This window comes from Marinitoga sp. 38H-ov (genome assembly GCF_011057715.1).
In the GTDB taxonomy this organism is placed as follows: domain Bacteria; phylum Thermotogota; class Thermotogae; order Petrotogales; family Petrotogaceae; genus Marinitoga.
The window spans coordinates 1-12,367 of sequence record NZ_LNGH01000026.1 but is presented as its reverse complement, the minus strand read 5'-3'; the positions used below and the strand labels follow the sequence as shown (position 1 = coordinate 12,367).

At 27.3% G+C, this 12,367-nt stretch carries 13 protein-coding genes and 1 tRNA gene; 2 read left to right on the top strand and 12 right to left on the bottom strand.

What is annotated here, in order from left to right; all coding sequences use genetic code 11:
• Positions 1-541: AAA family ATPase (locus AS160_RS08235; protein ID WP_165147584.1), on the bottom strand; the 541-nt coding region annotated here is incomplete at its 3' end.
• Positions 542-650: 109 nt separating this feature from the next.
• On the opposite strand from AS160_RS08235, the gene lepA reads away from it, so the two are divergent.
• Both lepA and AS160_RS08225 read left to right on the top strand, forming a co-directional pair.
• On the top strand, positions 651-2,471 hold the full coding sequence (lepA, locus tag AS160_RS08230; RefSeq protein WP_165147581.1) for a translation elongation factor 4: 1,821 nt from the start codon (positions 651-653) through the stop codon (positions 2,469-2,471).
• Positions 2,472-2,482: 11 nt separating this feature from the next.
• A complete protein-coding gene (locus AS160_RS08225; protein ID WP_165147578.1) occupies positions 2,483-4,051 on the top strand; it encodes an NFACT family protein in 1,569 nt (522 codons plus the stop codon).
• 27 nt (positions 4,052-4,078) lie between these two features.
• Here AS160_RS08225 and AS160_RS08220 read toward each other — a convergent pair whose 3' ends face one another.
• From AS160_RS08220 to AS160_RS08175, 11 genes are all read right to left on the bottom strand, one after another.
• A complete protein-coding gene (locus AS160_RS08220) occupies positions 4,079-5,605 on the bottom strand; it encodes a hypothetical protein (protein ID WP_165147575.1) in 1,527 nt (508 codons plus the stop codon).
• Positions 5,606-5,776: 171 nt separating this feature from the next.
• Positions 5,777-5,851, bottom strand: a tRNA-Asn gene (locus tag AS160_RS08215).
• Between the two features lie 74 nt (positions 5,852-5,925).
• Positions 5,926-7,278 carry an N-acetylmuramoyl-L-alanine amidase gene (locus AS160_RS08210; RefSeq protein ID WP_165147573.1) on the bottom strand — a complete coding sequence of 451 codons (1,353 nt, stop codon included), beginning with the start codon at positions 7,276-7,278 and terminating at the stop codon, positions 5,926-5,928.
• Between the two features lie 2 nt (positions 7,279-7,280).
• Entirely contained in the window at positions 7,281-8,105 is an 825-nt protein-coding gene (locus AS160_RS08205) for a M23 family metallopeptidase (RefSeq protein ID WP_165147570.1), read from the bottom strand.
• 9 nt (positions 8,106-8,114) lie between these two features.
• A complete protein-coding gene (locus AS160_RS08200; protein WP_165147567.1) occupies positions 8,115-9,152 on the bottom strand; it encodes a chemotaxis response regulator protein-glutamate methylesterase in 1,038 nt (345 codons plus the stop codon).
• A complete protein-coding gene (locus AS160_RS08195; protein WP_165147564.1) occupies positions 9,142-9,588 on the bottom strand; it encodes a diacylglycerol kinase family protein in 447 nt (148 codons plus the stop codon). The genes AS160_RS08200 and AS160_RS08195 overlap by 11 nt, the downstream gene beginning before the upstream one ends.
• Position 9,589: 1 nt before the next feature.
• Positions 9,590-10,156 carry a 2-oxoacid:acceptor oxidoreductase family protein gene (locus tag AS160_RS08190; protein WP_165147561.1) on the bottom strand — a complete coding sequence of 189 codons (567 nt, stop codon included), beginning with the start codon at positions 10,154-10,156 and terminating at the stop codon, positions 9,590-9,592.
• Positions 10,156-10,980 carry a 2-oxoacid:ferredoxin oxidoreductase subunit beta gene (locus tag AS160_RS08185; protein WP_165147558.1) on the bottom strand — a complete coding sequence of 275 codons (825 nt, stop codon included), beginning with the start codon at positions 10,978-10,980 and terminating at the stop codon, positions 10,156-10,158. The genes AS160_RS08190 and AS160_RS08185 overlap by 1 nt, the downstream gene beginning before the upstream one ends.
• A 24-nt stretch (positions 10,981-11,004) precedes the next feature.
• Positions 11,005-11,514 carry a dCMP deaminase family protein gene (locus AS160_RS08180; RefSeq protein WP_165147587.1) on the bottom strand — a complete coding sequence of 170 codons (510 nt, stop codon included), beginning with the start codon at positions 11,512-11,514 and terminating at the stop codon, positions 11,005-11,007.
• Positions 11,504-11,629 carry a hypothetical protein gene (locus tag AS160_RS11525; RefSeq protein ID WP_277601300.1) on the bottom strand — a complete coding sequence of 42 codons (126 nt, stop codon included), beginning with the start codon at positions 11,627-11,629 and terminating at the stop codon, positions 11,504-11,506. Before AS160_RS11525 ends, AS160_RS08180 begins: the two co-directional genes overlap by 11 nt.
• Positions 11,630-11,676: 47 nt before the next feature.
• A partial coding sequence (locus AS160_RS08175) for a PD-(D/E)XK nuclease domain-containing protein (RefSeq protein WP_206528144.1) occupies positions 11,677-12,367 on the bottom strand: 691 nt, incomplete at its 5' end.

Genomic DNA, 12,367 nt, shown 5'->3' with positions numbered 1-12,367 from the left:
TTGGTGTGTCGTATTCGTCTATTAATAATATTACTTTTTGGTTGTAATAATGATATAAGTATTTTGATAAATCAATTAATGAATTTTCATATAATATATTTTCTCCATTTCTTTCAAAAATAGTTTTCATGTTATTTTTTTCCCACTCATTTAATTTGTTACTTTCCCATAAAAACACATAATCTAAATATAAATCACTTATTTTTTTCTTTACTGATAGTATCATATCTTCGTAATTATTTTGTTTTAAATCTTTAAATGTCAGATATATTACAGGATATTTATTTAAATATTTTTCTATTATCTCTTTTTCTTCCCATATCTTTAATCCTTTAAATAAATGTTTGTTTGCTTCATCATTTCTAAAAAAATATTTCATCATACTCATATTTAATGTCTTTCCAAATCTTCTGGGTCTGGTTATTAATATTACATCTCCACTTTCTATTATTTCTTTTATTAGCATGCTTTTATCTATATAATACATATTATCTTCTATTATACTTTTAAAATCGCTTCTCCCTATTGGTAATTTTTTCATCAGTTCCACCTCCAACTAAATTATATCATACTTTTTCTTATAATTCTGTCATACTTTTTAAAGAAAAGTTTGATATAATAAGAGAAAAAGAGAATTTGGAGGTGCTAAAATGTATAATCCAGAATTGATAAGAAATATAAGTATTATTGCTCATATAGACCATGGTAAAACTACACTTGTTGATAGAATTTTGGAACTAACTAAAAGTGTTGAAAAAAGAAAAATGCATGATCAATATCTTGATATGATGGATATTGAACAAGAAAGAGGTATTACCATTAAATCTCAACCGGTTAAAATATTATATAACGCAAAAGATGGAAATACATATGAAATAAATATAATAGATACACCTGGACATGTTGACTTTACATATGAAGTTTCAAGAAGTTTGGCAGCATGTGAAGGTGCTGTATTACTTGTTGATGCATCTCAAGGTGTTGAAGCACAAACTGTTGCTAATACATATTTAGCTATAGAAAATGATTTAGAAATTATACCCGCTGTTAATAAGATTGACTTACCTAATGCTAATGTAGAAGAAACATTAGCTGAAATTGAAGATTTAGTAGGTATCCCTGCTGATGATGCTTTAAGAATTTCTGGTAAAACTGGTGAAGGTGTTGTCGAATTATTAGAAGCAATTATTAAAAGAATTCCAGCACCAACTTCAAAAGGCACAAATGAAGATAAACTTAAAGCTTTAATTTTTGATGCTAAATATGATAAGTACAGAGGAGTAATTATATACACAAGAATATTTGGAGGAACTGTTAAACCTGGAGATAAAATAATGACTATGTCAAATAAGGAAACATATGAAGTAGTTGAAGTTGGTATATTCCATCCTGAAATGCAACCTACAGATTCATTATCTGCAGGTGAGGTTGGTTATATTATTGCTGGTATTAAAGATGTTGAATTAGCTCGTGTTGGTGATACTGTAACTAGTGCAAATGATCCTGTTGATGGACCATTACCAGGATATAAAGAAGTTAAACCTATGGTATATGCTGGTATATATCCAGGGGTTCCTGATTATTATGAAGAATTAAGAAAGGCACTTGAAAAACTAAAGTTAAATGATGCTGCTTTAACCTTTACACCTGAACATTCACCTGCATTAGGATTTGGTTTTAGATGTGGATTTTTGGGATTATTGCATATGGATGTTGTAAGAGAAAGAATTGAAAGAGAATTTGATTTAGCAATTATATTAACAGCACCTAATGTTGTGTATAAGGTGAAACTGAAAAATGGGGAAGAATTAGAAATACATGATCCTACACAATTTCCAGATCAAGATATTTTAGAAGAGGCATATGAGCCATATGTAAAATTGGATATTATCACCCCAACAGAATTCATGGGTGGTTTAATGGGTGTAGTTCAAAATGAAAAAAGAGGGGAATTTAAATCTGTTTCTAATGCTGGTAAAGATAGGGTTGTTATGCATTTTGAAGTTCCATTAGGAGAAATAATCTTTGACTTTTTCGATAGAATGAAGGCCATTAGTAGAGGTTATGCTTCTATGGATTATGAATTAATAGGTTACAGAAAATCCGATTTATTAAAAGTAACTATATTGGTAAATAGAGAACCTGTAGAAGCATTGTCATTCATTGTTCATAGGAGTAAATTATTTGAAGTTTCTAAAAAAATGGTAGAAAAATTAAAGGATTTAATTCCAAAACATCAATTTGAAATTCCTATTCAAGCAAAAGGTGATGGAAGAATTATAGCTAGATCAACTATTAAAGCATATAGAAAAGATGTTCTTGCAAAATGTTATGGTGGAGATATCACAAGAAAAATGAAATTACTTGAAAAACAAAAAGAAGGTAAAAAGAGAATGAGACAAATTGGTAGTGTTACTATACCTCAAAATGCTTTCTTAGCAATATTAAAAATTAATGAAGATGAAAAATAACGGGGGATATTATGCCAATTGATGGATTACTATTAAATAAATTAATTAGAGAAGCAAAAAAGTTTGAAGGACAAAAAATAAGAAATATATATCAACCAGTAAATGATGAAGTATTACTACAATTACAAAATGGATTTTTACTTTTTGTATTAAAAAATCCATCATATTTGATTTCTTTAGATGAAAAACCAAATATGCCCGATACACCACAAAATTTTTCCATGTTTTTGAGAAAAAGAATTAAAAATGCAAAGATTAATAAGATAGAACAATTAGGATTAGATAGAATTGGATATATAGATTTATCTGTTATTGATGAGACATTTGAACTAAGAAATTACAAATTATATTTTGAATTAATGGGGAGAAATTCTAATATTCTTTTAGTCGATGAAAAGAATAAAATATTAGATGCTTTAAAAAAGGGAATCACTTCACAAAGAAGCATTATGCCAGGCGCTGAATATTTTCCTTTTTATAATACTGAATATATAAATATTTTAGACCATGATAATGTTGATGTTCTAAATCAACAATTAATGGGATTTTCTAAAATTAGTAAAATATTGTTTTTTGATTATTTGGATAAATATGACTATTTATCTTTTATATCAGAGTTTTTAGATAATAACAATGTATATATTTTTGATTATAATGGCAAAAAAGAAATTCTTTCTTTTAGACCTATTAATTATGATTATATTAAATTTAATTCCCCTTCTAGGGGATTATTAAATTTCTTTGAAATTCATAGTATTAATTCTAGATTTACTGAATTAAAAAAGAAATTAGAAAAAATAGTTATACGAGAAATTGAAAAGTATGAAAAATTGTATAAGAAGTTAAAAAAGGAAGAAAACGAATTAAAAGATATACCTATTTTAGAAAAGCACGGAAGATTATTACAAGCTTATTTGTATAAATTTAAAGAAAAAACTGACAATATTATTGTCGATGATTGGGAAAGTGGAGAAAAAGTCAAAATATATTTAAATCCACTTAAAACGCCTAATGAAAATTTACAAATTATATTTAAAAAAGTGCATAAACTCAAATCAAAAGAAGAACATTTAAAAGAAAGATTAAGTATAACAAAAGATATGATTGATTATTTATATCAATTATGGCAAAGCATAGATTTAGTTGAAGATATTGAAACTCTGCAAGAAATAAAAGAAGAGATGATTAATGAAAAACTAATCACAGAAAAAACATCAAAAAAGAAAATCAAAAAAGAATCAAAACCATATGAATTTGAATATAATGGATTTAAAATATTAGTAGGCAAAAATAATATTCAAAATGATAAAATCACTAGAGAAGCTGATAGAGAAGATATATGGATGCACGCTCAAGGTATTCCAGGAGCACATGTTATTATTAAATCAAATAAGCAGGATGTACCTGAAGATGTATTATTATATGCCGCTTATTTAGCTGCTAAGTATTCTAAAGGAAGATTTTCTTCAAAGGTTTCTGTTGATTATACACAAAAAAAGCATGTATGGAAACCAAAAGGTGCAAAACCTGGAATGGTACATTATAATAATTTTAAAACATTATATGTAGAGCCAAAATAAAAAGTCCAGCAGAAGCTGGACTTTATTTTAGAATGTATATTCACTTCCATCTAAAGTTACAAGAGTTTTTTCAACTGTTACAGTATATTCTTTACCATCTTTTGTATATGTTCCTTCAAATGCTCCGCTATTATATATTCCAGTAAATACCCCACCATTAATTTCTACATTTTCAACATTTACATTTGTTCCATCAAATGTAAACAATACTTTTTCATCATTTGCGGATTTTTGTACTTCTGTTTTATTACTATAACTTAATATATACCATGGTGCATCATTTGATTTTGTTATTGTTATTTTCCAAGTAACTTCAATATTTGTTTCTTTATCAAAACTTGTTCTTGTTCCATTCCAGGTGTCAGTTGAAATTTCTTCTACTTCTACTGTCTCCATATAATTATAATTATTAGATGACATATTTTCACTATCTTCCCATAGTATAAATACTAATTTTTGATAATCGCTTCCATCTTTTTCATCTCTTATATATTCATTTACATAACCTATTCCATCGCCTTTTTCTTTACCTTTATTATCAACTAATTTCTCAATTGCTAATTCTTTTAACTCTTGATAATTTGTTTCTTGTTTGTTTCTTTGAACAGTTTTTGTTTGCTTATAATATTTATCCTTATCACTACCATCTTTAGGTAATTTTGTTATAATTTTTATTAACTCAGTACCAATATTATCTTTTTCTGAATAGAATCTTTCACTGTTTTTACTATAATTTCCTTTTAAATATGAAGGATCAAATTCTGATGTTGTGTGAATCCAATATGTTCCTGTTCCTTCCTTTGATGGTTCATAATCATATGAGTATAAACTTAAATTACTTAATACATCTGGAACTTCTCCATTTACTGTAAATAGAGGATATCCTTCTTCATTAATATCTTTTGCAAATTCTACTACAGTTTCTACTTCTCTTATTTTTCCATCTTTACTAATAACCTTGTCTCCATCAGTATAATATACTTCGTTATTATCGTAATAATCTACTACATACCAAGCATCTTCTCTTACCATATACCTTTCTACACGTTCATACAAATTAACATTCATTTGAACTTTTGGATAAATATGTAACTCTATCTTATAACCTGCTACATCTAAATCATCATTATCTGGATAAACATCATTTACTGGTTCCATTAAAAATCCTACCCAATAGTTATTATCACCATTATACCATTCTAATAAGTTATCCCAATTTATATTATTTGGATCAAAATCTTCTGGAATACTTATTTTGTCTGATGTTTGTCCTGTTTGTGATTTGTAATTGCTATAAAATATAGCTGGGGTTGCATCACCAATTAATGTATCAAATGGTTTTGCACTAACATTAATTGTTTTTGTTATTTTTTCTTTTTGAGTAATAACTAAATCATTATAAATTTTAGCTAATGGTTGTAGTTGATTTAAATCATATACGCTTTTAGCAATTTCCTTATTAGGATCCACCTCTTCTGGTTTATTATTTAATAAACATCCACTTAATACAAAAACTAAAACTAACAATACAGATAAATATACAAATTTCTTCATATTAACACCTCCGTGTTTTTATTATAATTAATTATACCATATATTTATATATTTTTGATTTAATTTTAAAAATATAATTTTATTTTAATACATATTATTAGACTATAAATATATATATTAAAGTTCAATAAAAATAAAAATAAAAAAGTCCAGCTTCCGCTGGACTGGTTATGGCTCCGGCGGAGGGATTCGAACCCCCAGCCTAGTGGTTAACAGCCACCCGCTCTACCGTTGAGCTACGCCGGAACAACTTCCAAAAAATATTATAACATAAGTTTAGGTACAAATCAAGAAAATTTTTCGCTACTAAATTGTTAAATTTACTTTATATCAAAATACTCTAAAATAGAATTGGCTATTATTTTTGCAAATAAATCAATATATGAACCTGTTTTAAAATTCATCTCTACAATAGGATTTGATAAAAATTCTAATTCAAATAATACTGCAGGACATTTTGTATATGCTAAAACGGCAAATTCAGCTGCCTTTATTGATCTAAAAGGTATTTTATTTTCTTTTATATATTTTTGTAAAATGCTTGCCATTTCTTTACTTTCGGGTATTGAATTTTTCTTTTCTATCACTCTAGATTCTATAATATCCTCATTATCTATATTTTCTTTTCTCGCAATTTTTCTTGCATATGCATCATCTGAAAATGAAAAATAATATATTTCAGAACCTCTAGTATTTCTATTTTCTAAATATGAATTTAGATGAATACTGATAAATAAATCAGCATGTAAATCATTTGATATTTTTGCTCTGTCGTATAACTCTACAAATTTATCTGTATCTCTAGTTAAATATATATTTATATCTTTATTCTTTAATAGTTCTTTTGTTTTTAAAGCTACTTTTAGAGATACATCTTTTTCTTTTGTACCTAAAAAACCTAATGTACCAGGATCAAATGCGCCATGTCCTGGATCCAAAACAACAACAGGTTTAGTAAAGTCTTCTTTCATTTCTATATCTATTATAATCCTACCATTTTCAAGTATCTCTGTATATTTTTTTGGTTCTCCACCTAAAATTATTGTTACCCATATTTCCTTTGTAGAATGCTGCATTGCCTTTATTCTACTTAAAAACCTATTATTAAAATCCTTTGAAAATGAAACATCAGGTATCTCCACACCATATACTTTTATTAAATAACCTGGTACTGATGTTAATGAATAAATTTCATATTTTTCAGGTTGTTTTGAAAATTCCATAATAACTCTAAGTTTATCATTCATTAAAAATCCATCTATACTTTTTAATTTTGCAAGCTTATAATTTAAATAATATCCATTAGAATTTTCAAAATATTCTAAATTCGAAAGAGTTGCTAAGGTTTTTATATTTACATAATAAGTGCCGTTAATATATATAAAATCATTTGAGGATAATATTATACTTTCTGATGAATTAATAATAGCTATCTTTGATTTAGGAAACACCACAGATGACCATGTATCATCAAATTTTATAATAAACATATTTTCTGACATACCCATAATATTATATTCTAATTTTTCTAAAGAAGAAACATTGAGAAAAACAGTATCGTTTTTCTCAATGTAATAATTTTTATCAACTTTTTTCCATTGCAAATATAAATTTTTAGAAAATAATGATGTTAATAATAGAAGAAATAAAAAGATTATTAAAATTTTTTTCATTATTAATTACCACCCATATAATTCTTTTCTATAGACACATGAGCATATTTATAACCTGGTAATAATCCCATAGGATCTACAGATTTATCTGCTAATGTTCTAACTTCAAAATGAACATGAGGACCTGTTGATATTCCAGTAGATCCAACCTTTCCAATTATTTCACCTTTTTTAACTATTAACCCTGGAACGGCTAATGCCTCAGACATATGTGCATATATATAATAATAATTTCCAGATTTTATCTTTATATATATACCATATCCACTATCTTTTTTTACCTCTACAACTTTTCCTGATACAGATGCTAATATTGGTAATCCTTCACTTAAAGCTATATCAACACCAGAATGAAATCTTTTTTCATTATATATTGGATGTAATCGCCAACCATATAATGAAGTTATTTCACCCCAAACTGGCCATGAAACATCAACAGTATTATTAAAACTCAATCCTATATATTCATACGGTATTTCTAATTTTTGTCCAATATATAATAAATTTGGATTAGATATATTATTATATTTTGCTATTAAGCTTGCATCAGAAAAAAATGTTTTAGCAATATAACTTAAACTATCTCCAGATTTTACATAATATTCAAATACAGCCTTTTCTGGTATAATTAATTTTTCTCCTGGATATATATATTTCTTGTATGCATATTCCGGATTATAATCAATAATAACAGATAATGGTAAATTAAAGTTTTTAGCTATTTTTTCCAATGAATCACCACTTTGAATGGTGTAAGTGAATGTTTTTACAGAAAATACACTTAAAGATATTATTATTACTAATAAAAATAAGATCCGTGTTTTCATCATTTCCTCCTATAATAATTCTACTATTTTTTCAGCTATTTCATAATTTGGTAAAACAAAATCTGCATATCCTTCTTCAACCACTGCTTTTGGCATACCATATACAACGCATGTATCCTTAGATTCAGCTATTATTTTTCCTCCATAATGTTTAATCTTAAATGCACCTTTTGCCCCATCTTTTCCCATTCCTGTTAATACAGCAGCTACAATATTAGACTTATATATTTCCGCAGCTTTATCAAATGTAAAATCTGCTGCTGGTCTAACATTATTGATCTTATCAGAAGAATCTAAATATGTATATACCTTATTTCCATTAGCTTTTAAACCTAAATGGAAGCTTCCTGGAGCTATATATACAGTATCTGGTTTTAATTCTTCATTATCTTCAGCCTCTTTTACAGTTAACTCCGATATTTTATCTAATCTATTTGCTAATGATTTAGTAAATCCTGGAGGCATATGTTGTACAACTACCACTGGAACATTAATACCTTTTGGTAAATTAGGTATTATTGTATCTAATGATCTTGGCCCTCCTGTAGATGAAGCAATTAATACAATTTTTTGACCTCTCAATGCAGCACTTATTTTAGGTTTTTTAACTGGTAATGCTTTTCTAATTAAATTTTTCGGATCAATTTTTGCAGCATTTCTAATTTTTTCTAATAATTCATCTGCAATAGACCTAAATGTAAATGAAACACTTCCTGCTGGTTTTTGAATAAAATCAACCGCTCCATTTTCTAATGCCTCAAGAGTAATTTCAGAATCTTTAGAAGTTAAACTGCTAACCATAATAATGGGTGTTGGGGACTTTTTCATTATTAATTTTACTGCTTCAAGTCCATTTAATTCAGGCATTTCTACATCCATTGTTATGACGTTTGGTTTTAACTCAATTGCTTTTTCTACACCTTCAAGTCCTGTTTTGGCTATTCCTACTATTTTCATGTCAGGTTGTTTTTCAATTATATCTTTTAAAACCATTCTCATAAACCCAGAGTCATCTACAATCAATACTTTAATAACATTATCGGTCACATTTATCTCCTCCTTTAGTATAAACACTTCCAAATATGATAAATATAATAAAGGCTATACCTATTATTATACCATATTTAGGAGGCCAATTAAAAATTTTCCCACCAAATATAACTACTGCTACTACTATAGAAAAAGTTGCTGCGATTAATACCGCAGCAGCCCCCAAATCCTTTATTACTCCTACAATGGGATTATATTGTGGATGTATTAAGTCCATTATTTTCTCAACTAATGTGTTAATTGTTTCAAGAATTAACACCATAGTAATAGATAATGAAATCCAAAGTATTTGACTTTCCTCTAAATTTAAAATAAAAGATAATGTTAATGCAATTAATGCAAATACTGTTTGTATTTTAAAATTCCTTTGTGTCTTAAATACTTCAAAAAGCCCTTTTATAGCATAGGATAAACTTTTTGAGAATTTTCTCATTTTATCCTCTTCCGTTTACTTCATATTTTTTTTCAGTATATTCATAACCTAATCTTAATGCTTTTTCGTCTAATTCGTGGAATCTAGGATTTACTTTTTCTTTCATTGTTTCAATTAATGTATCTAGTTTTACTATATTGCAATTTTTAGCAATTGCACCAAGTCCTATCATATTAGCTATATTAGCATTCCCTAATTCATATGCTAATTTAGATGCAGGTATTGATACAATCTTTTTTGTAATTCTAGAAACTATATGAGGTAAATCTTTTATATATGAGCTATCATAGAAAACAATACCGTTATTTTTTACCTTTGTTAAATGTGAAAATGCTATATCATTCATAATATATAATATATCAAAAACTTCAGCTTTAGGATAATCTATAACTTCATCTGAATATAATACATCACAAAATGACAAACCACCTCTAACTTGCGCTCCATAATGTTGTGATTGTACTACCCAGTATCCTTCTTTAACTAATGATTCTGCTAATATTATTCCCATTAAAATATTACCTTGACCACCCATACCACTTATTCTAATACTTTTAGGTTCATTCATTATCTAACACCACCTAATTTTTGTGATAATTCTTCGTATAATTCCAAATATGTTTTTTTGTTTTCATCATTATAGAATTCTCCAATAACTATTTTTCCTTCTAATTCTTCATTAGACATTGTTTTTGCTTTTGATAATGTTATTGTATTTTTCTTGAAGAAATCCATAAATTGTGCTGGTTTACTCATTCCATTATATCTTCCATAATATGTATGACAATTAGATACTATTTCAACAACAGACATTCCCTTATGTTTCAATGCATTTTCTATATATTTTACACTTTGTGTATAATGATATACAGTACTTCTAGCTACATATGTAGCTCCTGAAGATATTGCCATTTGTACAGGATCAAAACTATTTTCTAAATTACCATATGGCGCTGTAGAAGCTATTGAATCATATGGTGTAGTTGGTGAATATTGACCACCTGTCATACCGTATATATTATTATTAAATAATATTACTGTCATATCCATATTTCTTCTACATGCATGGATAAAATGGTTACCACCTATAGCTAACATATCTCCATCTCCACCCATAACTACCACTTCTAAATCTGGTCTTGCTAATTTTACTCCAGTTGCAAAAGCAATAGCTCTTCCATGTAATGTATGCAATGTGTTAAAATCTAAATAACCTGTTACCCTTGAGGAACAACCAATACCAGAAACAACAGCAACTTTATTCTTATCAAGACCCAAGTTGCTTGCAGCTTCTAAAAAGGTTTTCATCACTATACCATTACCACAACCTGGACACCAAACACTAGGCAATCTGTCCTTTCTAACATATTCATAATATTTTTGATTGGGCATAATACACCTCCAAATTTATTTCATCTATAGTTCATCTAATTTTCTAAATTCTACATTAGTTTGTTTAAAAAATAACTTAGTTAATGAATCAGGATAATTACCAGCATATATCACTTTTTTTATTCCTGCATTAATTATTAATCTTGCACATATTGAACATGGTTGATGCGTTACATATATTGATGCATTTTCTGTTGATATTCCAAATTTTGCTGCTTGCATTAACGCATTTTGTTCAGCATGCAGGCCATAACATATTTCTTGATACTCACCACTTTTTATGTTTAAATCATCCCTTATACATCCTATTTCATCACAATGTGGAAATCCAGATGGTGGCTGATTATATCCAGTTGCTAAAATTCTTTTATCCTTTACTATAACTGCTCCTACTTTTCTGTGAGTACAAGATGATCTTTCGCTAACAAGAAAGGCTATTTTCATAAAATAAAGGTCCCATTCTTTATCTGATTTTTTTTCATCAAACTTTTTGTCTATTAAATTAGATATATATTCTTCTACCCTATCTTTCATGTCCATTAATATTTTCCCTCACTTCTAAGATTTTTTCAAATACCATTTTGGATAAATCCAGGCCTTTTTCGTTCATTCTAATTCTTTCATCCACTTTAATTAAGTCTGATGCCATATGAAAAAGAATTTTGAAAAATTTTTCATATCTTTCTACATATTTATTTATTTCACTATTACTTCAACATCTTTCTTATCAAAAGCAATTGCAACTTTTATTATTTTCTCTATCCCATAACTTTTTATTTCTTCTTCATATCCTTTTTCTTCTATTTGTTTTATTCCTTTTTCTGCACTGTCTTTTAAATCTTTATCAAAGTCTATACTATACTTTTTGAATTCAAATATTATTCCCGGTTCTGTTTTTTCTTTTGGTATTAATATTACATCTGCTCTTCCATATCCTCTTTCTCTATTGCTTTTTACTATGTATTTTTTACTTAGTCCTACTATCATTCCTAGTATTAATCCATGATAAAATCTTTCTGGTTCTTCTCCGCTTACATCATAATAACTCAATGTTTCTTTTACTATTTTTTTGAATTTTATTCCAAATTCTTTGTATTTCCCTATTATTATATCTTGTATTATACTTTCTAGTTCTATTTTCGTTTCTTTTATTATATCCACCACTGTTTTTTTGAAGTATTGTAATGTTTCTTTGTTTGTTATTTTAAGACTATATCTCGGTTCTCCTTCTTCTCCTGTATGTTTTGTCCAGGTTAAGTATCCTGTAAATAAAAATAATGTCCATATACTTTCTTCTGTACTTTTATCTAAATCTCCATATACTAAGTTTTCATCTATTAAATTTTCTATTTCTTTTCTTTCTATTAATACTCTTATTTTTGTTTTT

What these genes read in the sequence shown, in the direction of transcription:
- lepA (WP_165147581.1), top strand. Translation starts at nt 651, where the DNA reads ATGTATAATCCAGAATTGATAAGAAATATAAGTATTATTGCTCATATA.
- AS160_RS08225 (WP_165147578.1), top strand. Translation starts at nt 2,483, where the DNA reads ATGCCAATTGATGGATTACTATTAAATAAATTAATTAGAGAAGCAAAA.
- AS160_RS08220 (WP_165147575.1), bottom strand. Translation starts at nt 5,605, where the DNA reads ATGAAGAAATTTGTATATTTATCTGTATTGTTAGTTTTAGTTTTTGTA.
- AS160_RS08210 (WP_165147573.1), bottom strand. Translation starts at nt 7,278, where the DNA reads ATGAAAAAAATTTTAATAATCTTTTTATTTCTTCTATTATTAACATCA.
- AS160_RS08205 (WP_165147570.1), bottom strand. Translation starts at nt 8,105, where the DNA reads ATGAAAACACGGATCTTATTTTTATTAGTAATAATAATATCTTTAAGT.
- AS160_RS08195 (WP_165147564.1), bottom strand. Translation starts at nt 9,588, where the DNA reads ATGAGAAAATTCTCAAAAAGTTTATCCTATGCTATAAAAGGGCTTTTT.
- AS160_RS08190 (WP_165147561.1), bottom strand. Translation starts at nt 10,156, where the DNA reads ATGAATGAACCTAAAAGTATTAGAATAAGTGGTATGGGTGGTCAAGGT.
- AS160_RS08185 (WP_165147558.1), bottom strand. Translation starts at nt 10,980, where the DNA reads ATGCCCAATCAAAAATATTATGAATATGTTAGAAAGGACAGATTGCCT.
- AS160_RS08180 (WP_165147587.1), bottom strand. Translation starts at nt 11,514, where the DNA reads ATGAAAGATAGGGTAGAAGAATATATATCTAATTTAATAGACAAAAAG.
- AS160_RS11525 (WP_277601300.1), bottom strand. Translation starts at nt 11,629, where the DNA reads ATGGCATCAGACTTAATTAAAGTGGATGAAAGAATTAGAATGAACGAA.